At 34.8% G+C, this 25087-nt stretch carries 24 protein-coding genes and 1 CRISPR repeat array; of the genes, 20 read left to right on the top strand and 4 right to left on the bottom strand.

The features are described from left to right. Positions 1 to 311 precede the first annotated feature (311 nt). From H3U97_RS05670 to H3U97_RS05650, 5 genes are all read left to right on the top strand, one after another. On the top strand, positions 312 to 2267 hold the full coding sequence (locus tag H3U97_RS05670) for an extracellular solute-binding protein (protein ID WP_198198476.1): 1956 nt from the start codon (positions 312 to 314) through the stop codon (positions 2265 to 2267). 1 nt (position 2268) lies between these two features. Beyond that, positions 2269 to 3357: a microcin C ABC transporter permease YejB gene (locus tag H3U97_RS05665; RefSeq protein WP_086360725.1), complete on the top strand. Its 1089-nt coding sequence runs from the start codon at positions 2269 to 2271 to the stop codon at positions 3355 to 3357. Beyond that, positions 3357 to 4388 (top strand): ABC transporter permease, encoded by a 1032-nt coding sequence (locus H3U97_RS05660; RefSeq protein WP_065614357.1) that lies wholly within the window; start codon positions 3357 to 3359, stop codon positions 4386 to 4388. The genes H3U97_RS05665 and H3U97_RS05660 overlap by 1 nt, the downstream gene beginning before the upstream one ends. Continuing rightward, positions 4385 to 6154 carry a microcin C ABC transporter ATP-binding protein YejF gene (gene yejF / locus H3U97_RS05655; RefSeq protein ID WP_198198475.1) on the top strand — a complete coding sequence of 590 codons (1770 nt, stop codon included), beginning with the start codon at positions 4385 to 4387 and terminating at the stop codon, positions 6152 to 6154. Before H3U97_RS05660 ends, yejF begins: the two co-directional genes overlap by 4 nt. Before the next feature lie 73 nt (positions 6155 to 6227). Continuing rightward, positions 6228 to 7088, top strand: coding sequence for a hypothetical protein (locus H3U97_RS05650; RefSeq protein ID WP_198198474.1), 861 nt, complete (start codon positions 6228 to 6230; stop codon positions 7086 to 7088). A gap of 65 nt (positions 7089 to 7153) precedes the next feature. Here H3U97_RS05650 and frdD read toward each other — a convergent pair whose 3' ends face one another. From frdD to H3U97_RS05635, 3 genes are all read right to left on the bottom strand, one after another. Beyond that, a complete protein-coding gene (gene frdD, locus H3U97_RS05645) occupies positions 7154 to 7507 on the bottom strand; it encodes a fumarate reductase subunit FrdD (protein WP_198198473.1) in 354 nt (117 codons plus the stop codon). A 14-nt stretch (positions 7508 to 7521) separates the two neighbouring features. Further along, complete coding sequence (locus tag H3U97_RS05640) at positions 7522 to 7959, bottom strand: hypothetical protein (protein WP_198198472.1); 438 nt, start codon at positions 7957 to 7959, stop codon at positions 7522 to 7524. Between the two features lie 197 nt (positions 7960 to 8156). After that, on the bottom strand, positions 8157 to 8516 hold the full coding sequence (locus H3U97_RS05635) for a hypothetical protein (RefSeq protein WP_131798765.1): 360 nt from the start codon (positions 8514 to 8516) through the stop codon (positions 8157 to 8159). Between the two features lie 616 nt (positions 8517 to 9132). Between H3U97_RS05635 and casA the strand changes: the two genes are divergently transcribed. The 14 genes from casA (at position 9133) to yciH (ending at position 23513) form a co-directional block, all read left to right on the top strand. After that, complete coding sequence (casA, locus tag H3U97_RS05630; protein ID WP_065650820.1) at positions 9133 to 10659, top strand: type I-E CRISPR-associated protein Cse1/CasA; 1527 nt, start codon at positions 9133 to 9135, stop codon at positions 10657 to 10659. A 20-nt stretch (positions 10660 to 10679) separates the two neighbouring features. Further along, on the top strand, positions 10680 to 11297 hold the full coding sequence (gene casB, locus H3U97_RS05625; RefSeq protein WP_065650819.1) for a type I-E CRISPR-associated protein Cse2/CasB: 618 nt from the start codon (positions 10680 to 10682) through the stop codon (positions 11295 to 11297). Between the two features lie 5 nt (positions 11298 to 11302). Further along, the gene (cas7e, locus tag H3U97_RS05620; RefSeq protein ID WP_198198471.1) at positions 11303 to 12367 is read left to right on the top strand and encodes a type I-E CRISPR-associated protein Cas7/Cse4/CasC; all 1065 of its coding nucleotides are present in this window, start codon (positions 11303 to 11305) and stop codon (positions 12365 to 12367) included. 11 nt (positions 12368 to 12378) lie between these two features. Further along, positions 12379 to 13122, top strand: a complete 744-nt coding sequence (gene cas5e / locus H3U97_RS05615; protein WP_110453044.1) for a type I-E CRISPR-associated protein Cas5/CasD — start codon at positions 12379 to 12381, stop codon at positions 13120 to 13122. Continuing rightward, positions 13123 to 13791: a type I-E CRISPR-associated protein Cas6/Cse3/CasE gene (gene cas6e, locus H3U97_RS05610; protein ID WP_198198470.1), complete on the top strand. Its 669-nt coding sequence runs from the start codon at positions 13123 to 13125 to the stop codon at positions 13789 to 13791. An 11-nt stretch (positions 13792 to 13802) separates the two neighbouring features. Next, entirely contained in the window at positions 13803 to 14720 is a 918-nt protein-coding gene (gene cas1e / locus H3U97_RS05605) for a type I-E CRISPR-associated endonuclease Cas1e (protein ID WP_065650815.1), read from the top strand. Between the two features lie 2 nt (positions 14721 to 14722). Further along, the gene (cas2e, locus tag H3U97_RS05600; RefSeq protein WP_065577731.1) at positions 14723 to 15016 is read left to right on the top strand and encodes a type I-E CRISPR-associated endoribonuclease Cas2e; all 294 of its coding nucleotides are present in this window, start codon (positions 14723 to 14725) and stop codon (positions 15014 to 15016) included. An 84-nt stretch (positions 15017 to 15100) separates the two neighbouring features. Next, a CRISPR array of direct repeats spans positions 15101 to 16718; the repeat unit is 29 nt; unit sequence GAGTTCCCTGTAGGTACAGGGATATACCG. A gap of 248 nt (positions 16719 to 16966) precedes the next feature. Beyond that, complete coding sequence (tmk, locus tag H3U97_RS05595) at positions 16967 to 17593, top strand: dTMP kinase (RefSeq protein ID WP_198198469.1); 627 nt, start codon at positions 16967 to 16969, stop codon at positions 17591 to 17593. Positions 17594 to 17604: 11 nt separating this feature from the next. Continuing rightward, entirely contained in the window at positions 17605 to 18603 is a 999-nt protein-coding gene (gene holB / locus H3U97_RS05590) for a DNA polymerase III subunit delta' (protein WP_198198468.1), read from the top strand. 63 nt (positions 18604 to 18666) lie between these two features. Then, a complete protein-coding gene (locus tag H3U97_RS05585; RefSeq protein WP_198198467.1) occupies positions 18667 to 20067 on the top strand; it encodes an MBOAT family protein in 1401 nt (466 codons plus the stop codon). An 18-nt stretch (positions 20068 to 20085) separates the two neighbouring features. After that, positions 20086 to 21291: an SGNH family hydrolase gene (locus tag H3U97_RS05580; protein WP_081300023.1), complete on the top strand. Its 1206-nt coding sequence runs from the start codon at positions 20086 to 20088 to the stop codon at positions 21289 to 21291. After that, the gene (locus H3U97_RS11605; RefSeq protein ID WP_198198466.1) at positions 21284 to 22453 is read left to right on the top strand and encodes a GDSL-type esterase/lipase family protein; all 1170 of its coding nucleotides are present in this window, start codon (positions 21284 to 21286) and stop codon (positions 22451 to 22453) included. The genes H3U97_RS05580 and H3U97_RS11605 overlap by 8 nt, the downstream gene beginning before the upstream one ends. A gap of 30 nt (positions 22454 to 22483) precedes the next feature. After that, the gene (gene pyrF, locus H3U97_RS05570; RefSeq protein WP_086357352.1) at positions 22484 to 23191 is read left to right on the top strand and encodes an orotidine-5'-phosphate decarboxylase; all 708 of its coding nucleotides are present in this window, start codon (positions 22484 to 22486) and stop codon (positions 23189 to 23191) included. A gap of 1 nt (position 23192) precedes the next feature. After that, complete coding sequence (gene yciH, locus H3U97_RS05565) at positions 23193 to 23513, top strand: stress response translation initiation inhibitor YciH (protein WP_086361093.1); 321 nt, start codon at positions 23193 to 23195, stop codon at positions 23511 to 23513. Positions 23514 to 23562: 49 nt separating this feature from the next. Here the strand turns inward: yciH and tmaR are convergent, their stop codons facing one another. Beyond that, entirely contained in the window at positions 23563 to 23883 is a 321-nt protein-coding gene (gene tmaR, locus H3U97_RS05560; RefSeq protein ID WP_065577725.1) for a PTS system regulator TmaR, read from the bottom strand. Between the two features lie 307 nt (positions 23884 to 24190). Between tmaR and accD the strand changes: the two genes are divergently transcribed. After that, positions 24191 to 25081, top strand: a complete 891-nt coding sequence (accD, locus tag H3U97_RS05555; RefSeq protein WP_086361092.1) for an acetyl-CoA carboxylase, carboxyltransferase subunit beta — start codon at positions 24191 to 24193, stop codon at positions 25079 to 25081. The last annotated feature ends 6 nt before the right edge of the window (positions 25082 to 25087 follow it).

Raw genomic sequence — 25087 nt, 5'->3', positions numbered from 1 at the left:
TAAATTTTTATACTAAAAAACCCCGTTCCTCAAAATTTTTTTATTATGAATCATGACGATTTATTCTTATCTAGTTAAAATTTGTTTTCTATAAAAGAATAAATCTTAAACAAATATTGATAACAATTAATGTTATAATCGCTGTTCATTATTAAGTTTATTAATAAGGTTTTGCTCATTCGCTGGAAGTTTGGCAAAATAGTTAACTTACTATGTTATTTAGCGTATTCTAAATCGTTTGAAATTTTTAATACTGAATAGGGTAAAATCTTATTTTGATAAATTGTTGATAAAACAGGAACTAAATTAGGATGATTAGTCAAAGAAAAAAAAATATCAAAAAGTTATTCATCTCAAGCTGTTTGAGTGGATTATTATTTTGTTCAATGACTGTCTATGCCGAAGAAGAACCAAATGTCACTTTGCTGTCAGATACACCGCTACAAGCTAACCCATCAACTGAGACCATTGAATCCCAGCCGATTGACAGAATTGAATCGAGTCAACCTACCGAGCATATTTACCATAAAACCATTTTTTCGTTATTGGGTGATCCGAAATATCCTGAAAATTTTGACCATCTAGAATATGTGAATCCCAATGCCCCTAAAGGTGGGATTATCAAACTACATGAAATAGGTAACTTTGATAATTTTAACCGTTATGCTAGTCGTGGCGCACCTGAACATTATTCTGGTGAGTTATACGATTCTCTGTTTACCTCAACAGCCGATGATATTTCCAGCTTTTATCCACTGATAGCAACTTCAATTACTTATTCTGATAGTTATCGTTGGGCAGAAGTCTCGATTAATCCTAATGCACGTTTTCAGGATGGTAAGCCAATAACCGCATATGACGTGGAATTTACTTTTCATAAATTTATGACCGAAGGTGTTTCACAATATCGAGTTTATAACAAAGGGGTAAATGTTAAAGTTATAGATGATTATCGAGTCCGTGTTGAATTACCAGAAAGCGATCGCGAAAAATTACTTTCTTTTGTTGGTAGTATGCATGTTTTACCTAAACATTTTTGGCAAGATCGTAATTTTTCTGAACCGTTAAGCACCCCTCCTGTTGGCAGCGGTCCTTATTATATTAGTGATTATAAAATGGGACAGTACGTGGTTTATAAGCGTAATCCTGACTATTGGGCAAAAGATTTACCTGTTAATAAAGGTTTAGATAATTTTGATGAAAAGCGTATTGATTATTATATAGATGATAGTATTGCTCTAGAGGCATTTAAAGCTGGGGAATACGATTTTCGAGGTGAAGGGCAACCAAAAAACTGGTTTACTCAATATCAAGGAAAATACTTTGATGCAAAAGATATCATAAAGCAAGAAAAAAACGTCGAAACTGCAGTAGATACTAGATGGTTAGCGTTTAATTTGCAGAAAGATCTTTTTAAAGATGTTAAAGTTCGCCAAGCAATAACTTTAGCTTTTGATTTTGAATGGCTTAATCACGCCTTTTATTATGATAGTTATAAAAGACCGTTTAGCTTTTTTGAAAATACCATTTATGCTGCAAAAGGTAAACCTAGTGAACAAGAACTTAAATGGTTAACACCATATAAGGATATTATTCCCGAGCAAGCCTTTGATGATGCCTATACTATTGCGAAAAGTGATGGACACGGTTTTAACCGCAATAACTTATTAACCGCCGCTAAATTGTTAGAAGAAGCGGGTTGGATTATTAACGATGGTAAGTTAATTAATGCTAAAACCGAGCAACCTTTTGAATTTGAGCTATTAACTTATACGGGTGCGGACGTCAAATATGCAATTCCATTTCAGCAAAATTTAGCCCGTTTAGGGATTACAATGAAAATAACTTCATTAGATTATGCCCAATTGACGCGCAGAATGCGTGAGCGTGATTATGACATGATGCCACGTAATTATAGTGCAATAGACTATCCATCTTCAGGTTTAGTACTTTTTTGGGGAAGTGAATATTTAAACTCTACATATAATGGTTCCGGCTTACATAATCAGGCAATTGATTCGATTATTGCTGAAATAATTAAAAATGTAGGTAATCAAAGTGAGTTAATTTCACTGGGGCGAGCGCTTGATCGTATTTTAACTCAAGAATATCCGATGATTCCAATGTGGTATAACAGCAAAACTTATTATGCATATTGGAACAAGTTTGGGCAACCAGCCATACAGCCAGCTTATGGAATAGGTATTGGTAGCTGGTGGTATGATGCAGACAAAGCAGCTAGTTTGACAAAGAATAGAGTACACTAATATGTTGAATTATTTTATCCGTCGATTATTGCTAATTATACCAACCTTACTAATCATTTTGACTATCAATTTTTTTATTGTGCAAATTGCACCAGGTGGCCCCGTTGATCAAGCTTTAGCTATGATGGAGAATGGGCCTCAAGCTGGGCAAGTATTGCTGCCTGGCAGTGAAAATATTCCGGTAAAGTTGACCGAACCAAAAAATAAATCAAATTATCGTGGTGCACGCGGTTTAGATCCTGAAATAGTGGCAATGATTGAAAAGCAGTATGGGTTTGATAAACCAATTTGGGAACGCTACATCAATACGTTAAAGCAATATATCCAGTTTGATTTTGGTAACAGTTTTTTTAAAAGTGAATCAGTATTAAGTTTAATTGCCAAAAGTTTACCTGTTTCTATTTCATTGGGATTATGGAGTACATTAATCATTTATTTAATCTCAATCCCATTAGGAATTCGTAAAGCGGTTAAAGATGGTTCAAGATTTGATTTTTGGTCAAGTACGTTAATTATCATTGGTTATGCAATACCCGCTTTTTTATTAGCCGTATTATTAATTGTTTTGTTCGCAGGTGGCAGTTATTGGGATATTTTCCCGCTGCGCGGATTGATTTCTAATAATTTTGAACAATTAGATTTTTGGGGCAAAGTAAAAGATTATGCGTGGCATATTTGCTTACCGACTATTGCTATGGTAGTAAGTGGTTTTGCCACACTAACCATGTTAACCAAAAACTCATTCTTAGATGAGATTCGTAAACAATATGTTGTTACTGCCAGAGCGAAAGGGTTAAGTGAAAGGCAAATTCTGTATAAGCACGTTTTTCGTAATGCAACCTTGCTTATTGTATCGGGTTTTCCTGCTGCATTTGTTGGTATTTTATTTACCGGTTCAGTATTGATTGAAGCTATTTTTTCGCTTAATGGATTGGGTCTTCTCGGCTATGAAGCAATTATACAGCGTGATTACCCGGTTATTTTTGGTTCATTGTATATATTTACATTGATTGGGCTTATTACCAAACTCTTATCAGATTTATCTTATATGATAATCGATCCACGTATTGACTTTGAGGCTCGCAACTGATGACTACGCACTATTCAATTAATCAGCTACGTTGGCAACGATTTAAACGCAATCGACGTGGGTATTATTCATTATGGTTATTTTCAATATTATTTATAATCAGCCTATTTTCTGATTTTATATTTAATGATCGACCAATATTTATCAAGTATCAAAATAACTATTATTCGCCAATATTCCATTTTTATCCGGAAACTGAATTTGGTGGACAATTTAAAACACAAACTAATTATTTAGATCCGGCGGTACAAAATAAGATTGAGTCTGATGGTTGGATACTTTGGCCTCCATTTCGTTATACTCATAATACTGTGATTCATGACACAACCAGCACGTTTCCTACACCACCATCAAAAAACCATCTGCTTGGCACCACCGATGCTGGATTTGATGTTTTAGCAAACATTGCCTATGGTTTTAGAGTTTCAATGTTTTTTGCCCTGTTTCTTACCTTTTTTACCTCCATTATCGGCGTGCTAATTGGCGCGATTCAAGGTTATTATGGTGGAAAAGTTGATCTATTAGGACAACGATTTATTGAGATTTGGAGTGGTTTACCTGAACTATTTGTGATAATTCTGCTTGCCAGTATCTTACCGCTTAATTTTTGGTGGTTATTAGGTATTACGGTGTTATTTGGCTGGATGGCATTGGTCGGTGTTGTTCGAGCAGAATTCTTCCGAACCCGTAACTTCGATTATATTCGAGCCGCTAAGGCTATGGGAGTAAGCGATAGTAAAATTATGTTACGACATATGCTACCAAATGCGATGGTGGCAACATTAACATTTTTACCATTTATTCTTTGTGGTTCAATTTCAACACTAACGGCACTTGATTTTCTTGGCTTTGGTTTACCAATTGATTCACCATCTTTAGGGCGATTATTACTACAAGGCAAAAATAATTTGCAAGCGCCTTGGTTAGGAATTAGTTCTTTTTTAGTTATTTCCATCTTATTGTCACTGTTAATATTTATTGGTGAAGCAATTAGAGATGCATTCGATCCAAACAAAGGAGTATATAAATGAGTTCTCCTTTATTATCTATCATTGATTTAAGTATTGCCTTTAAAACAGGCCAGCATTCACAAAATCAAGTTGTTGACGCTATTAGTTTTGATATTAATGAACAAGAAACAGTAGCATTAGTCGGTGAGTCAGGCTCTGGTAAAAGTGTAACAGCACTGTCAATATTAAGGCTGTTATCAAAAGAGCGAGTGATTTATCCTTCAGGAGATATTATTTTCGAAGATAAATCATTATTACATGCCTCTGAAAAACAATTGCGTAAAATTCGCGGTAATGAAATTAGTATGATATTTCAAGAGCCAATGGTATCACTTAATCCATTGCATACCGTTGAAAAACAACTTTATGAAGTCTTATCTTTACATCGGGGTATGCGACGTAATGTGGCTCGAGGTGAAATCTTACAATATCTCGATCGGGTTGGCATTAAAGATCCTAAAAGCAAACTGGCTTCTTATCCTCATCAGTTATCTGGCGGTGAAAGGCAACGTGTAATGATTGCCATGGCCATTTTAACTCATCCAAAATTATTAATTGCTGATGAACCAACTACTGCTTTAGATGTTTCTGTTCAGGGACAGATTATTGAATTACTCAAAGAGCTCAAAAAAGAGCTTAATATGAGCATGTTATTTATTTCACATAATTTGGGCATAGTAAAAAAATTGGCAGATAAAGTAGCGGTAATGCAGGATGGCCAAATTGTTGAATTCAATAATAAACAACGTATCTTTTTGCGTCCACAGCATGAATATACTCAAACATTATTAAATTCTCAGCCTAGTGGTGAACCGGTTCCTTTACCTGATACTCCCGGTATATTGCTGAATGTGAATCATCTTGATGTTGAGGTCGTTACTCAAAAACGATTATTTAGCAGCAAAAAGAAAAAAATTGTTGATAATATTGGTTTTGCAGTACATCAAGGTGAGACAGTTGGTATTGTTGGGGAGTCAGGCTCAGGTAAAAGTACCACCGCACTGGCTATTTTACGTTTAATCAAATCAAAAGGTGATATCCTATTTGATAGCCATCCTATCCAGAATTTATCTGGTAAGAAGTTATTACCATTCCGTAGCCGGATTCAGGTTGTATTTCAAGATCCCTTTTCATCACTTAATCCGCGCTTTAATGTTGAGCAAATTATCAGTGAAGGTCTAATGACACATAAAAAATTGACTAAAGCTGAGCGAGAACAAGCGGTAATTGATATTATGCTAGAGGTTGGTTTGGACCCTGAAATGCGTTTTCGTTATCCAAATGAGTTTTCTGGTGGACAACGGCAAAGAATAGCGATTGCTAGAGCTTTAATATTGCAACCGGAACTATTAATTTTAGATGAGCCAACGTCATCTTTAGATCATACAATTCAAAAGCAGATAATTAATTTACTTAAATCATTGCAAGAGAAACATCATCTTAGCTATCTGTTTATTAGCCATGATCTTGCCTTAGTCTATTCAATATGTCATCAGATTGTAGTAATGAAAGACGGTAAAATTGTTGAACAAGGTTCACGAGAAAAAGTGTTTTATACGCCGGAATCTGAGTACACCAAAGTTTTACTATCATTTTTAGATAAACCACCGAGAAAAGCGACTAAAACGTTAATTCATGCGGATATTATCGAAAAAACTCAAAAAGCAGAATCATCTGAAAATGTAGAAAAAGATGAACAGTCTGATGAAAAACAACAAGCTCAGCAAGAGCATAAACAAGAACAAAAGGTTAATTGGGAAGACGCATTATTAATGCGAAAAAAATAAATGTACAACTTTGTGGCTTAGCTATAAGCCACTATTAAATATTTAGTTTAGTAAACGAGTTAACAGGTTCATTATGCAAAAAAATATATTCTGTTTTTTAACCGCTTCATGTTTATCATTTATCTCAATAAATGCAATGGCATTGACGTGTTCAGATAATCCCGAACAAAATAAAGTTGAGGCAAATAACTATATTTTTAAAATATTAGACTTTATTGATTCAACAGCTAAAGGGATTAAGCAAGAAGTGAGAACTTCAACCATTACATCAGATACTGGTACGATACGTTCAATTGTCAAACATAGTTTAAATTATGATCCAAATGGTTTGATTACAGAAAGTCATTACGATCTTTATTCCGGTGACAATGAAAAACTCTATTCTGAACATCTACAAAAAAACCAATCTGGCTGGCAAAATGTGATTGAGGATATTGAGGATAAAACAAGTAGTACTACTCAGTTCAAAATCGATACACAAGGTAGAGTTATTGCTTCTGAACAGATAAAACAAGCTCCCGATTTTACCTTTATTGAGAATGATAGTTATCAATTTGATAATAACAATTGTTTAATTAATAAAAATGTGCAATGGCAGCTAAAAGAGTTGGATGCTAATGGCCAAGTAGTAGGAACAGAGCAAAAAGGTGCTTCGATTTATGCGTTTGGTTATCAAAATCGCCATCTAGCAAAGGTATCGGCGCAATATAGTAATAAAACTAAAAATGAAAGCGATTTTTCTTACCAATATGATGATAAAAATCGATTAAATGCAATCCAATCGACTTATTCAATAGTTGGAAAAAATACAACTCATTACATGACTGAATTTTTAACTTTTAATGAGAAAAATGATTGGTTGAGTGCAACACAATCAAAACAAAATAGAAAAAACAAACAAACTAATATAGTTCGGCAGATTACTTATTATTAATCAATTAAACATGGCGTTATCACAAGTGAACTCGATAACGCCAATGAATAAACATCACTCTAGTTTTATCTTACAAATAAAATATAAATCGCATGAGCTGTCCATGCTAACGCTAAACCATACGTAAGTAGCTTTTCTCGCTTTGGATAGATATTAAATTGATGTAACAAAGTTAGAATCTGTTGCAATCCACACCAAATTGGTAGCGAAATCATTAAGCACAAAAATAATTTACCTAATTCAGTATTGGCTAACTTTAAAATATATGAACGCGTTATTGCGTCACCAAAAGGAATGATAAACGCAACAATGATTAATACCACTGGTGCGAAAATAGCTGCCCAAAGCCCACCTAAAGCAAATAATCCTTTGGCCACTTTTGAGTCAGACTGTATTGGTTTAGTTTGTTGATTTTTCATTGATCAAATACCACTTATTTAATTATCAATAATAGTAAGCAATATGAAAGTAAAATTGTTACACCCCATAAGCCAATAATAAGTAAATATCCTTGTTTCTTTTTATGAATATTTTGCTTAAAAATAACCTTTGGCATTAACCTAAACCAGTTTAGTGAATGAAATAAAGCGAGTAGTAATGCAATACAGTTTAGCACTACAACAACTGGGCTTTGTAAGAAAAAGATAAAACGATAAAACTCATCTTGTCCCATTCTATTTGTATACATACAGATAACACCATACATCAACACCAAACTAACCCAAATCATGGAAAAAGGCGTTAATTTATCAATGATTGACAGAAACAACGGCTGTTTTGTCTGTAACGATGTGATCTCGGACTGTGTACCAGTATTGTTATTATTTAAATCATTATTTGCTGGATAATTATCATTATTCTTCTTAATCATAACTTTCTCAATGTGAGTAACATTATTATGTAATTAACGTTTCTAGGGCTGAATGTTTAATGTTGTATTATAAACATTAAGTGATTCAAATCGTCAAATTAAAGTCCTGCATAATATCGGTTTTTAAGGTAATAACACTAGGCAGAAAGTGCGTTGAAATGGTTTGCATGACATTGCAAATGTGATTAACTAATAAATTATTTGCTAGTAACAAATAACTTATAATCAGTTAAATATGAGCCTATTGGTGTTTCTTTGACTCTTACTTGAGCTTTAGTACCATATTTGATTTTGTCATTTAAATTTATGCATAGAAAAAAGTAATAATTGTTATCTTTATCAAGAATCTTTAAACCATGTTTACAACGTCCATGCCTACCTCTACTTGGCCCTGGCGTGGTAATTTTATATTCAGTGGTATAAGTTTTATATTCAGTAGGATAGAAATAAATGATCTCTGCTGGTAGAACTAAAAAAATTATGAGATTAAACGAAAAAATCATAAAAGTACGTGTAAGGTAATGTTTAATTCGTTCTAAAAATGATTTTTTTAACATTTTTTTTCTAGAAAAAGCGAGGAGAAAACTAAGCAGGATGGCTACAGTAAAAAATGCATATTCAACTTTAAGGAAGATAATAGTTCTTTGGTGTAATCGCAAAGTAAAAAGAATATTAAGAATAAACAAGAGTGCCACTGAAAGCTGTACTATTGTTGTTATATTTTTCTTTAATACAACTTTTTTTAATAGATCTTGATTATAATTTTTAAAGTTTTGTGGCATATAAGATCTCTATCATCTCTTCTTAATAATAAAGTTTATTTTTACTATATCATTAATAGCTAATTTTTAGCTAAACTAAAATAATTATTAAAAATAGCGTACATTACGCAACATTAATCGTAAATTTATTATCAATCGTTTAGAAATTTTTTATGATTTCATTTAAAAAATTATTATCAATATGTAATACACTACAAAATTAGTGCAATTACCAAAAAATTGATAGACTATTGAATTATAAAATGTAATAAATGAGCAAGAAATTCGATCATTTATTTTAAGCTTTGAAATCAGTAAATCGGCTTCATATAGACTTAAGTAATTTAAACTTAAACCGATAAGCTAAATAATGTATATTTCGCTTATTTTAAACTAAAAAAAGGGGGATAAATTGTCTTCTTTATCACTGTTAGACCATGAATGGATTCCTGTTGTTTATTTTGATGGTCATATTAGTAAAATTAAACCCAGTCAGTTAGTTGACGAAACCATTGCCGACTTAGCCTATTTTAGACCTGACTTTCAAGGTGCTGCTTATCAATTCCTTATAGGTTTACTGCAAACTACTTTTTCCCCTGAAGATAATGATGAATGGTTAGATTATTGGCATGAAGGTATAACTCAAGTACAACTCGATGAGGCATTTGAACAAGTTAAACCAGCAATGCAATTTGGTGCAGCTAAACCGGCCTTTATGCAAGACTTTACACCATTAAATGGTAATAAAGTGCCTATATCAGGTTTATTGGTTGAAGCACCGGGTGAAAATGCACTAAAGAAAAATACCGACCATTTTATTAAGCGGGATTTTGTTAACGCTATCTGTCCTCATTGTGCGGTTATAGCTCTGTTTACTTTACAAACTAATGCCCCATCAGGGGGACAAGGACATCGAGTGAGTTTGCGAGGTGGCGGACCAATTACCACTTTAATGATGCCAGAGTTAAACACCTCAACACCATTATGGAAAAAATTATGGTTAAATGTAGTGCCACTTGATGATGACGAAAAGCCACAATGCTATGATGAAACTGTCTTCCCTTGGTTAAACAAAACCATAACCAGTGAACCACCTAAAAATTTAAGTGTATTTCCTGAACAAGCTAATTGTTGTCAAGCATTTTGGGGTATGCCTCGTCGCATTGAGCTAGATTTTGAAAATACAACACAAGGCCATTGTGATCTTTGTGGCGAAGAGTCGTCTGAGCTTATTAGCCATTATCAAACTAAAAATTATGGTGTTCAATACCAAAACTGGCGCCATCCTTTATCGCCATATCGAACTGATAGCAAAACAAATGCACCCATTGCGATTAAAGGGCAACCTGGTGGGTTAATTTACCGCGATTGGCTAGGCATGGTTAGCACTAATGATGAAACCCAATCGGCTCAGGTGGTAGGTGTTCATTATAATCGAGGATTGAAATCTGCTGAAAAATATCACCTTTGGTGCTTTGGATACGATTTTGACAATATGAAGGCACGCTGTTGGTATGAACACACTTTTCCAGTATATCCTGCATTAGCTGATCCTGACAGCGATCTTAAAGAGCTGATTGAACAAGCATTAGAATTTAGCAAAGACGCTTTATCATTACAGCGTAAAGCCTTGACAGCTATCAATAAACAGTCCAGTTCAGTGGATATTGCTTATTGGAAAGAAACAGAAATGCCTTTTTACCAATTTGTGAAACAACTTATCAAAGAAAAAGAGAATCCTAATGGACGTTTTCATCTGTTGTTAGATTGGACAAATACCTTATTAAAATATATTACTCAAATCTACGATAAAGCGGCTTTTTCTGACCCAGATCAACAGATGATAAGTTCCGAAAAAATTACAACCAGAGAAAAATTACTTAAAGATTTTAACAAACTTAGAAATATCAAAAAGATTAAACTTAATAAAACGTCTTGATTGCATGTAGGGAGAACAACATGTCAGACACTATCCAAAAAAAGCTGATGATCTTAAATGATAGCCACAAAAAGATTATCGATGAATGGTTTTCTATGTTGCAGCAACGGCAATGTAAATTTAATGGTATTAATTACAATGGACGAAAATTACGTGCTGAATTACGCCGGGTTTCATTGTCTGAATTAATAATTCTACAGGATGGCTATACGATTTTAGCTAATAAACTTCTTAATAACGACAGTAAATTAGCGCAAACGGATATTCATTATCATGCATTACAGATATTGGTTAATGTGGCTGTTTTTGCAGAGTTAAATAATGATAAGGCACCATTTGCTGCGCAACTGAGTGAAAAAGTAAAGGGCGGAGAACGTAATTATTTATCTAAATTGCGATTTGAACGTCTTCTTAATAGTGAAACCCCAGAAGAATTTTGTCAGCGTTTAATTCGTGCCGTTAAGTTACGCGGTGAAAAAGGCGTTAATCTAACTTCCCTTGCTGACGGCATCTTTCTATGGATGCAAGAGTGGTATGCTCGTGAACACAATTGGCCAGCTAATACTAATCCGTTTAAACGCTTTTCTACTCGTTGGGCTATGGACTATTTTTCAACTAAAAATAATACTAAGGAATAATCATCATGACTACATTTATTCAATTACATCTATTAACCGCTTATGCTCCTTCAAACTTAAACCGTGATGATTTAGGTCGACCAAAAACTGCTAAAATGGGAAATACTGACCGTTTGCGTATTTCGTCACAAAGCTTAAAAAGAGCGTGGCGTACTTCTGACTGTTTTTATCAATCATTAAGTGATCATATTGGTGTTCGTTCACGTCGTTTTGCTCGAGACTGGGTCTATACCGCAATGATTGATAACGGCGTTTCTGAAAAAATAGCTACAGCAAGTGCAATTAAAATAGCGAATCAGTTTGGTAAAGTCAGAAATGAGAAATCACCAAAAGATCCATTGACTAATTTAGAAATTGAACAATTGGTACATATTAGTAGCAATGAACAGCAAGCAATTAAACAATTAGTTGATGTACTAATTAGTGAAAAACGCGAACCTAGCGATGATGAAGTTAAATTATTACGTAAAGAAAATAGTAGTATTGATATTGCCTTATTTGGCAGAATGTTAGCTGATAGCCCGGCATTTAATATTGAAGCTGCCTGCCAAGTTTCTCATGCATTAGGCGTAAGTACAGTGACCATTGAGGATGATTTTTTTACTGCTGTTGATGATTTAAATAATAATGATGTTGATGCTGGTTCAGCGCATTTGGGTGAACGTGGATTTGCTTCAGCACTGTTTTATACTTATGTCTGTATCAGCCGTGATTTACTTCTCGAAAATTTAAATGGTGATGAAGCATTGGTTGAAAAAACCTTAAAAGCTTTAACTGAATCAGCCGCCAAAGTTGCACCAACAGGGATGCAAAATAGTTTCGCTTCACGAGCATATACTTCCTATCTTTTAATAGAAAAAGGAAGTCAACAACCGCGCTCTTTAGCGGTAGCTTATTTTAATCCAATTCGTAGTCAAGATATGGTAAATGATGCTATTAGTCGTTTGGAAGAGCAACGAGATAAATTTGATAAAGTTTATGGTCAATGTGCTGATAGTCGCTATGTTCTCAATAGTGAAACTGGAGAAGGAACCCTTAGTGCTGCATTAGATTTTGTTGCGCAAAAATAGGGGGGGACAAGATGATCAACCATCTTATTTTTCAGATTTATGCCCCATTTACCTCTTGGGGCGAACCTGCTGTTGGCGAAGTTCGCCACAGCAATATTATTCCCTCTCGCTCTGCTTTATTGGGATTAGTTTCGGCTGCACTCGGCATTCGTCGTGATGATAATCAGATTGATCATTTTAATCAGCATTATCATTTTGCGATTCGTCCTTTTATTGCTAACAATAGTTGGTTTCGAGATTTTCATACCGTCCAAGCTCCTCGGGCTAATAAAAAGCAAGTCTGGTATACACGCTTTGATGAAATACGACAAAACCCTCTTGAACTAGAGACGTTATTATCACAGCGTGAATATTATAATGACGTTTATTATCAAATAGTCATGACTGAGACTGAGAATGCACCTTATAGTTTAGAACAAATTCAGCAAGCATTACTTAAACCTGTTTTTCCCTTATACGCAGGAAGAAAAAACTCACCTTTATCGTTACCGTTATCGCCTATTTTGTATCAAGGAACATTGCGTGAGGCTTTTAGTTTTGCCGATAAACACTATCAAGAGTGTCATCGTCAAGATCCGGTTATTGATAAACTATTAAAAGGTATTGCTGATGAATATTATTGGCAACAGACCAATCAAGAAGATCACTTTGAGGTAATTAAAATTCAGCGTCGTCAAGATCAACCAATAAGCCGTCACCGTTGGCAATTTAGTGATCGTCAGCAGTTTTCCGGCTATTTGAAAGGGAGTGAATAGATGTATTTTTCTCGAGTTACTTTAAAATTAAATCGACTTCCTTATGTTATGCAACAGAAAATGCAAAATTCAGGACTTTATGCTATTCATCAATGGTTATGGCAACTCTTTCCTAATCAAGAAAAACGTTGCTTTTTATTTCGTGAAGAGAGAATTGGCAAAGGCTATCAATACTATCTGTTATCGGAAATAGCACCACTAACCAATCATGAGCTATTTTTAATAGAAACTAAACCATACCAGCCAAAATTAACCGTTGGTATGAAATTGATTTTTTCCCTGCGGGCAAATCCAGTGGTGTTTAAAAATGGCAAACGTAGTGATGTGATGATGAATGCTAAATATCTTGCTAAACAACAAGGTTTAGATACTAATGAGATAAAAATTCGTCAGAATGAAGCTGCCATAAATTGGTTAATTAAACAAAGTGAAAGCAGAGGATTTTCATTATCGACTAATGATCAACAACTTGATTGCACAGTAATTAATTATACCCAAGAGCAATTTATTAAAAAAAGCAATCTTAAACCCATTACTTATAGCAGTGTTGATTATCAAGGGGTGTTAACCGTAACGGATGTTGACTTATTTTTAAATACCATCTATCAAGGAGTTGGCAAAAGTAAAGGATTTGGTTGTGGTTTATTTTTGCTAAAACATTATCAATAGGATGCGCGATTATGGTTTATGTTCCACTTAATCCGATTCCTTTAAAAAATAGAACGTCAATGATTTTTTTGCAATATGGACAAATTGACGTTCTAGATGGAGCCTTTGTATTAATTGATAAAACCGGCATCAGAACGCATATTCCAGTGGGCTCGATAGCTTGCATAATGTTAGAACCCGGAACTAGAGTTTCTCATGCCGCTATCAAACTAGCGGCAACGGTTGGCACTTTGCTCGTTTGGGTCGGTGAAGCTGGCGTCAGAATGTATTCATCGGGTCAACCAGGTGGGGCAAGATCAGATAAATTACTTTATCAAGCTAAATTGGCTTTAGATGATGATTTACGTTTAAAAGTGGTCAAAAAAATGTTTGAGTTACGATTTGGTGAACCGGCACCGAGTCGTCGCTCTATTGAACAGTTACGAGGCATTGAAGGATCGCGAGTACGTGAAACTTATTCATTACTGGCTAAACGTTATCATGTTAAATGGCATGGAAGAAAATACGATCCCAAAGATTGGCAAAAAGGAGATACGGTTAATCAATGTATAAGTGCTGCCACGTCTTGCTTATATGGCATCACCGAAGCAGCTGTTTTGGCGGCCGGTTACGCACCGGCTATCGGGTTTGTACATAGTGGAAAACCACTCTCATTTGTTTATGATATTGCTGATATTATTAAATTTGATACCGTTGTACCTAAAGCTTTTGAAATAGCGGCAAAAAACAATGCAGATCCCGATCGGGAAGTTCGTGTGGCATGCCGTGAAATTTTTAGAAGCCAAAAAACATTAGCAATATTAATTCCGCTTATCGAAGAAGTTTTATCTGCTGGTGGAATTGAACCGCCCCCTGCTCCAGATGATGCCCAACCACCAGCTATCCCAGAACCTCAATCTCTAGCTGACAGTGGCTTTAGGAGTCGCTAAAAATGAGTATGTGTGTTGTAGTAACTGAAAATGTCCCTCCAAGGTTACGAGGTCGTTTAGCAATTTGGTTACTTGAAATTAGAGCCGGGGTTTACATCGGTGATATATCAAGACCAATAAGAGAAATGCTATGGCAACAAATCACTAAACTTGCTGAGGAAGGCAATGTTGTCCTTGCTTGGGCGACTAATACTGAGTCAGGATTTGACTTTCAAACTTATGGTGCAAATAGAAGGGTTCCGGTAGATTTAGATGGACTAAGGTTGGTCTCTTTTTTACCTATTGAAAATCAATAGGTTAATGTTCTTTAAAAATTAGAAAAATTTGGTAGATTTTAACTAACTAAAAAATATTATATAAAACAAATATCTATATTTAGAGAGTTCCCTGTAGGTACAGGGATATACCGTCCCTAGCGTTATTTTCCTGTCTGAATTATTAGAGTTCCCTGTAGGTACAGGGATATACCGGGAGCTGTTACCTCGTAGATCATACAATGCAAGAGTTCCCTGTAGGTACAGGGATATACCGATATCCCCTCTCCTCTAAAAAAATTACTACCAGAGTTCCCTGTAGGTACAGGGATATACCGCGGCATATTTGTATGCGACTGACATTGCCTTAGAGTTCCCTGTAGGTACAGGGATATACCGTAACGTATCGAGTTGCTTTATCATTGATTTGGGAGTTCCCTGTAGGTACAGGGATATACCGCGGAGAACGTGATTATTTTGATAAAAATATGAGAGTTCCCTGTAGGTACAGGGATATACCGGACTAGACTTTGCAACAGAGGAATGGGAGTACGAGTTCCCTGTAGGTACAGGGATATACCGAGAACTAAAGGCATCAGGTTATCACGTTGTTTGAGTTCCCTGTAGGTACAGGGATATACCGAAAGCACCTAAAAGATTTGATGGAGTGTGGCTGAGTTCCCTGTAGGTACAGGGATATACCGTGAATTTATGCCGAAACCTGCTGACCTGATCAGAGTTCCCTGTAGGTACAGGGATATACCGGCAAAATGTATCATCACATCAACACCTAAAGGGAGTTCCCTGTAGGTACAGGGATATACCGGGTTGTTCCTTCGCTTATAGCTTTATCTACAGGAGTTCCCTGTAGGTACAGGGATATACCGCACCATATTTTTGGCATTATGCAACGGGTGCAGAGTTCCCTGTAGGTACAGGGATATACCGGATCGATTTTAACCCGCAGGAGTTAGGATTGCCGAGTTCCCTGTAGGTACAGGGATATACCGATGCATTTAACGGATTAGTATTCACTAGTCAAGAGTTCCCTGTAGGTACAGGGATATACCGGTAGCACACCTTTTGATGCAGGTATGTTCTATGAGTTCCCTGTAGGTACAGGGATATACCGTTGCGGGTGATACCGATGAACTAGGTTCTGTAGAGTTCCCTGTAGGTACAGGGATATACCGAATATTTGGACGATTTTTTAGAACAAAACATGCGAGTTCCCTGTAGGTACAGGGATATACCGAACAAGATTATTTAAATATGGATATTGGTATTGAGTTCCCTGTAGGTACAGGGATATACCGGATGCGGGCTATCTATTTGAAAATGTTATTCCGAGTTCCCTGTAGGTACAGGGATATACCGCGCAGTTAAAAGCCGCAACAGTGCGTAACACGGGAGTTCCCTGTAGGTACAGGGATATACCGTAATTCGCAATAAAATCGGCAACAAAAACATTGAGTTCCCTGTAGGTACAGGGATATACCGGCTTTAAATTGAGTGATAGAGCGCATAATCTCGAGTTCCCTGTAGGTACAGGGATATACCGCTATGTACTATTCAAAAAATGGTACACCAATAGAGTTCCCTGTAGGTACAGGGATATACCGTCATACAGATCACTAGTTTTTCTGGCATAAGAGAGTTCCCTGTAGGTACAGGGATATACCGACAGCATTATTATTAAAGCAAAGGAAATTAAGGAGTTCCCTGTAGGTACAGGGATATAACTTTATTAGCTAATAAAATTACATCCAAATGGTTTTAAATTATCTACCTTTATGTGAGTAGATGGTATACACTCCTCAATATTTTTTACAAGGCTCTAATGATAGCTATTTATAAAAATAAAAGTTAATAATCATATGTATAGATAATATGAAATAGAGGTTTTTTAGTTAAACTAAAATAATTATTAAAAATAGCGTACAATACTCAACATTAATCGTAAATTCATTATCAATCATTTAGGAATTTTGTATGACAGGTAAATTTATTGTCATCGAAGGTTTAGAAGGTGCAGGCAAAACAACAGCCATCAATACTGTTGCTCGTATTTTAAAACAACATCATATTTGTGATTTACAATTTACTCGCGAACCTGGCGGTACTCCAATTGCAGAAGCATTACGAAATATTATTAAAAATGGTTTAGATAATGAGCCGCTAACTGATAAAGCGGAATTGCTAATGCTTTATGCTGCTCGTATTCAATTGGTTGATAATGTAATTAAACCGGCATTAAAAATGGGGAAATGGGTTATTGGCGATCGACATGATTTATCAACTCAAGCTTATCAAGGTGGTGGGCGACAGATCGACCAGGTTTTTATTGAAACATTACAAGCTCAGGTTTTGGGTAATTTTAAACCTGATTTAACCTTGTACTTAGATATTGCGCCAGAACTCGGTTTAATGCGGGCCAGATCGCGCGGGCAGCTTGATCGCATTGAACAACAATCATTACCTTTCTTTGAGCGTATTCGTCAGCGTTATTTACAATTAGCTGAACGTGATAATACTATTGTAACCATTGATGCCAATAAATCTATAGAAGAAGTGACAACTCAAATTGAAACTATTTTGAATTCATGGCTAATAAATTAGGTTTTAGTTTTATGATTTTTAATAAATATCCTTGGCTTGCATTACCTTTTCAGCAACTTGCTGATACGATTGTTAATAATCGGGCGCATCATGCCTTGTTAATTAATTATATTCAGGGAAGTGGTGAAGAAGAATTGATAAATCTACTGATTAATCGATTAATTTGTCAATCTTCACAACAATTAGAGCCTTGTGGTAATTGTCATAATTGCCAGTTGTTTTTATCTCAGCATCATCCTGATTATTACGTCATTACACATGAGCAAGGTAAACAATCAATTGGTATTGATCAAATACGTAATATTTCGACTAAAGTTTATGAAAAATCACAACAAGGTGGTAATAAAATAATTTGGATCAAACATGCGGCTTCAATGACCGAGGCGGCAGCTAATGCATTGCTAAAAACTTTAGAAGAGCCACCCGAAAATACCTATTTTATTTTGAGTGATGAGCATAATAGCCAATTTTTACCCACGATTCACAGCCGTTGTTTTTGTTATTTTTTGCCTATCCCAAAATTAGAAGAATCTATTGTTTGGTTAAAAAAGCAACACAATCATCTATACAGTGATAATGAACTTGCCACTGCATTATTATTGAGCGAAAATGCGCCACTGAATGCAGCAACATTACTACAACCTGAAAAATGGCAGCAGAGAAAATCATTTTGTGAAAATTTAACAGAAGTCTTACCACGAAATAATTTTTGGCAATTAGCGAAAACTTTTAATCATGAAGGTTTTTTTGAGCAAATTACTTGGTTTTGTGCATTGCTAAGCGATGCATTAAAAGCCAAACAAAAAGTAGGTCGATACATAATTAATCGTGATCAAGTGCCTTTAGTCAGGCTACTTGCGACAAAAAATAATGATGAAATAGCTTCGTTGTATCAAATTTGGTTAAAAGCGAGGAATTTATTGTTATCGGTGACTGGATTAAATAAAGAATTGATTATCTATAATGTTTTAGCTCAATCGCAACTAATAAGCTATCAGCAGCAGAATTAATATAGTGATAATGTAGTAATAAAGTTTTTGGTCAACGATATATTTACAGATGAAAGGATTGCAGTGAGTTATTTATCGATTGAATTTGGTCTAATTTTTGTGGTTTTCTTTGCGATATATTGGGCTTTTAGATTATTACCAAAATTTCAGAATATATTACTTTTGATTTCAAGTTATCTTATTGTTGGTAGCTATAGTTTACAGTTTGCTGTTATTCTTTTTATTTATACCTGTGCGATATATTTCTTTTCCTTGATGATTGCTGCCTCCAAACATCATGCCAATCGATGGTTGATTTTAGGGTTGGTTGCTTCAATCATCAATTTAGCATTATTTAAATATTTTGATTTTTTTCGATATGAGTTACAGTCATTATGTAATTATTTAAACTTATCAATTTTAATACCTGTTGTTACTGTTCTTATTCCAATAGGCATTTCATTTTATACCTTCCATTCAGTAAGTTATTTGGTATCAATTAAAAAGAGAGAATTACCGGTAGCGAGATTTTGGGATTTTGCTTTGTTTTTAGCTTTTTTCCCCAGTTTAATTGCTGGGCCAATCAATCGAGCAAAAACGTTTCTGCCTCAAATTGCGGTAAGTCAACCTAGAGATATTTTAGAACCTTTCCGAGCTTTTACATTAATTATTCTAGCAGTCATAAAAGTTTATTGTCTGGGCGGATTAATTAGTGAAAATTGGGTAACACCAATTTTTTCAAACCCTTTAGAATATAGCTTTATTGATTTATTAGTTGGCCTATATGCTTATGCTATGCAAATTTATCTTAACTTCTCTGGTTATACTGACTTAGTGACTGGGATTGCGCTTTTATTAGGTTTCCGGCTGCCGATTAACTTCAATTTTCCTTATTTAGCCTCTAATTTACGTGAGTTTTGGGATCGCTGGCATATTAGTTTATCTCATTGGATTAGAGATTATATTTATATTCCTTTAGGTGGTAGTCGTCGTGGATTTGTTCGCACTCAAATTAATGTGATGTTAGCTATGTTACTGTCTGGATTATGGCATGGAGCAGGGATTAATTTTATTATTTGGGGCGCTTGTCACGGTATAGGTATTGCCTTTCTTAATATTTTAGACCGTTATATAGGTCGAGGATGGATAACAGAACGTTCGCCAATTGTTGCTCGATTATTAACTTGGCACTATATCTGTTTTACTTGGCTATTTTTCTGTTGTGAGAGTTTAGCGGATGCGTTAGATTATCTAAATGCACTATGCCACAATTTTACAGTCGAACCACATTATATGGCGGCATTTATAAGTATATGTGTCATATTTTTTATATATCCATTATGTAAAAATATTCCTACTTGGTGTACGGTACAGCTTAGTAGAATAAATAGTATTTACCTGCCAGTTTTATTTATCTTTATACTATGGCTAACAATCTATTTAGCACCTTCTGGTGTACCAAACTTTATTTATGCTAATTTTTGATTATGATGAAAAATTAAAATGACATACAAAAAAACATTTTCGAAAAATAGAAGAAATAGGTCCAGAAAAAATGGACAGCAAAATAGAGTATTAAAAAATAATACTTCTAATAATAACAAAAGAACTAAAAACAATTTTAAAAAATCAGATTGTTTACTAAATAATCATGATACGCTTTCTGCAAAAAAAATTTTTTTCCTATTATTTATTACTGGTATTGCATTAATTGCAATTTATCACAGATCAATTTTAATCTATTGGCAACAAACTTATCATTCCGATCTTTTTAATTCAGGAGGTGTTACTCAAGACTTCATAAAAGAAGATTCTGACGAAGCTATAGATGAAATTTTGTTAGGATCACAAGCAACAATTATCGATCATGATGACAATGTAGAAGATACCAATATTCATTTAATTAAAGATATTCTAATTATTCCACAGCCAGATATTGTTAAAAAAAATCAAACGAATAAACCAGAAAACAATCAAGCATCTTTATTAACTGACCTTGAAACACCTAAGATACCAAAGCATGATATTCCATTAATTCATGAACCATTACCAATAGTATTAACCGAAAATGATAAGGTTTTTTTTGCCGGTGATTCATTAATGCAAGGCGTTGCACCATATGTTAAAAAAATGTTATTCAAACAATATAAAATAGAAAGTATTGATCTTAGTAAACAAAGTACGGGACTTGCTTATCCAAAAGCCTTTAATTGGCCAAAAACAATTAGTGATAACTTAATTACCGATCCTTCTATTAAATTACTTGTGGTATTTCTAGGGCCTAATGATCCGTGGGATTTTCCCGTAAAAGGATACCCTAAATACGTTAAATTCAAATCACCTATATGGGAAGAAGAATACCGTTTGCGTATAGCTGCTATTTTAAATAGTGCTTATGAGCATGATGTACAAGTCCTTTGGCTAGCTGCACCTTGTATGCGTAAACCAAAACTCAATGATGGCATGGTGTATTTAAATATGTTGTATCAATCTGAAATAGAAAAAGTACAACAACATTTTTTAACTACTAATCAGTTATTAGGTTGTACTTATGAGAACTTTACAAGTTTTGTTGAATCCGATAAAGGAAAAATAAAAGTAAGGGTTGATGATGGCGTCCATTTTACCTCCACCGGCCAGAAAATTTTAGCCACGGCTATTATGGAAAAAATTATCTTTAAACAATTAGAGGACAATGATAGTGATTAAACTTTTAAAGTATATTTTTACTGTAATGATTGTCACTGTTTCTGTTGGTTGCAGTGTTGCTGAAAGTAGAACAAGTACACTATCAAGTATTGTTGACTTTGGCGATCCCAATAGCAAACAATTTATCCAACATTTAAATTCATTGTCTAAAAATAGTAATCAAGTTGTGAATATTACTCAGCTTGGCGATTCTCACTCAGCGGCCGATTTTTTTACTGGTGAATTTCGAACATTGATGCAACAAAAATATGGTAATGCAGGGATTGGCTGGGTCACTCCGGTTGCGATAAAAGGTCAAAGCCATGCCGGGGTAAGTTGGAAAACAAAAAACTGGAATGTATTAAGTAGCCGTACATTAAGTAATTTAGATTTTCCGATGGGAGGATTTATTGCTAAGCCAACGAAAGATGTAGCGACTATTCAGCTGATGCCTAAAAATGCTGGCAATAAAAATTGGCAAATACAATTAACCGTTAAAGCTTTAAAAAATAGTCCTAATTTGCTGAATATTTATGATGCTAATGATAAAAAAATAGATATTAATTATTCATCCAAAAGTAATGTCTGGCAGACAATATCTTTTATCACTAAAGCACCTTTTTCTATCAAAGCAACTAGCGATATTGAACTCGGTGGTATATGGTTAACTCGTTACCAACAATCTGGGGTTATTGTCTCTTCGATTGCAACTAATGGCGCCAAACAGACAATATGGCAGAAATGGGGTTCTAACTGGTTAAATGAATTATCGGCCTCAAAAAGTGATTTGATTATTCTTGAATATGGTACAAATGAAAGTTTTGATGAAACCTTAGATGCGAATGCTTATCGTAAAAACTTGGTGAAAAATATTCGTCAAATTCGCAAATCATTACCAAATTCGGTAATATTATTAATGACGCCACCAGATACGATGTTAAATGAAAAGAGTTTTCCAAAGTCTTTTGCTAAGGTAATGAGTATCCAAAAACAAGTTGCTAAATCAGAGAAAACACTGTTTTGGGATTGGCAACTGGCTATGGGCGGCCCTCATTCTATTAAAGATTGGCGTAAACGAGGCCTTGCTCGTCCAGATTTAGTACATCAAACATTACAAGGTTATAAAGAAAGTGCTCGTATATTCTATGCTGATTTAAATGAATTTATTAAAAAGAATAGTTAAAAATTTATAATTAAAAGGAATAACTAAGTTATGTCATCTCCAATTATTGTTGCTGTTGATTTTGCTGATACAAAGTCCGCGTGGAATTTTATTGATAAAGTTGAACCTAAAGATTGCCGTCTTAAAATTGGTAAAGAATTATTTACTCATGCTGGCCCTGATTTTATTAAACAGATAAAACAAAAAGGTTTCGATATTTTTTTAGATCTCAAATTTCATGATATACCTAATACGGTAGCCAAAGCAGTAGCTGCTGCCGCTGAACTAGGTGTCTGGATGACAAATGTTCACGCCAGTGGTGGAATTCGTATGATGGCGGCGGCAAAAGATGCGCTTTACCCATTTGGAAAAGATGCACCTTTATTAATTGCGGTCACTGTACTAACGAGTATGGAATCTTCAGATCTTAAAGAAATTGGTATTGAGGTATCGCCATTAGAACAAGCAACTCGTTTAGCATTATTGGCCAAAAATTGTGGGCTTGATGGTGTAGTTTGTTCTGCCAAAGAAGTACAGAGTTTTAGAACACGGCTTGGTAGTGATTTCAAATTGGTTACACCAGGTATTCGTCCAGCAGGTTCTACTCCTGATGATCAGCGACGAATTATGACTCCACAGCGAGCACAAGCAGCGGGTGCCGATTATTTAGTCATAGGCCGTCCTATAACGCAAGCGGAGGATCCAAGCAAAGCATTACAGACTATTTTATCAACTCTTGATTCATCTAAGAGCAATTAGTATGACAGATAATCCAATTGTTTATTCAACTGAGCATGGTCGAATAATGCCTGAAAAAGCCACTAAGCCTCGGCCTAAAGGTGATGGTATCATTCGTATTTCACGTCAGACATCGGGCCGAAAAGGGAAGGGTGTTTGTGTGATTGATGGTTTTGACTTAGATGATAGCCAATTACAGCAATTAGCTGCCGATCTTAAAAAACGTTGTGGTTGTGGTGGTTCGGTTAAGGATGGAAAAATTGAGATTCAAGGTGATAAACGCGATCTATTAAAATCACTAATAGAAGATAAAGGATTTAAAGTTAAACTTGCTGGAGGTTAGTTAACCAAAAAATAATACCCTTTTGAAAAGGGTATTATTTGAAAAAAAATTAATTAGAGCGGTAACCACGCATTTTTTTACTGATGTCGCGACGTTCCTTAGAAATTTCAGCATTTTTGATGATGTAATCATCAACACGATCATCGTAATCGCTCTTCATGTTGGCAATAATAGCTTGAAGCTCTTCGTAAGTCATATCAGGTTTAATATAATCACTTAAATTTTCAAGTAATAATACGCGCTTTTGGTTGTCACGAATTTTCTTCTCGTTATCTGAGATTTCGCGTTTTAATTTGTTTAAACGACGTGACAAACGAATGTATTCAAGAACATCTTGAAATGATGGTGCGGCTGATTTTTCCTTGTCCATCTATAACCCCTTATTTCTGAAAAGATGAAAAACAATTATTCTTTAATTATATACTAATAATTTTTTGTGGTCATATTAAATATAGTTTCATTTGTTAAATGATAAATTTAACAATTAACATAGATGGTTATTTTTGTTTTATCTGAACTTTTTTAAAGTTTGGTTGTATATTATTTTTGTGTAGTATCAAAAACGTTATCTAATTACGGATAAATTGGAATAAAAGCAAAAACAAGTATTAAGAATTATTGCAAAGTATTATACAATACGTTGTTAATTGTAAAGAGTACCGAATGAGAGAATCATAATGAGCTGGATTGAAAAAATTCTGAGTAAAAATAATATATCGTCAGATCATAAAAAGGCGAATATTCCAGGTGGTGTTTGGACTAAATGTAGCAATTGTGAGCAGGTCATTTATCAAGCTGAACTTGACCGAAATTTAGAGGTTTGTCCGAAATGTGATCACCACATGCATATTCCTGCCCGAGTTCGCTTATATCGTTTTTTAGATGAAGGTTCTGATGTTGAAATTGGTGCAGAACTTGCGCCAAAAGATATTTTAAGATTTAAAGATACTAAAAAATATAAAGATCGTTTAACTGCTGCGCAAAAAGAAACTCACGAAAAAGAAGCTATGGTTGTTATGAAAGGAACGCTACTAGGCATACCGGTTGTCGTAGCTTGTTTTGAGTTTGCTTTTATTGGAGGATCAATGTCATCAGTGGTCGGTGCTTTATTTACTCGTGCTGCGGAACAAGCAATAGCAGATAAATGTCCATTAATTTGCTTTTCAACCAGTGGTGGTGCTCGTATGCAAGAAGCACTATTCTCATTAATGCAAATGGCAAAAACAAGTGCTATTTTAGCCAAAATGCAAGATGAAGGGTTACCATACATTTCAGTAATGACCGATCCAACAATGGGTGGTGTATCTGCAAGTTTAGCTATGTTGGGCGATATTAATATCGCCGAACCTAAAGCATTAATTGGTTTTGCTGGTCCTAGAGTAATACAACAAACTGTACGTGAAACCTTACCAGAAGGATTCCAACGTAGTGAGTTTTTACTTGAAAAAGGTGCAATTGATATGATTATTCATCGTCGAGATATGCGACCTAAAATTGCTGGTTTATTGGCTAAATTAATGAAACTTCCTAACCCTTTTGATAATGTCGCTAATGATGAGACAATTTAACTGATC

The organism is Gilliamella sp. W8128, assembly GCF_016100545.1.
GTDB lineage: Bacteria > Pseudomonadota > Gammaproteobacteria > Enterobacterales > Orbaceae > Gilliamella > Gilliamella apis.
Note: the sequence above shows the minus strand (reverse complement) of the source record. Positions and strands in the feature narration are given on the sequence as shown.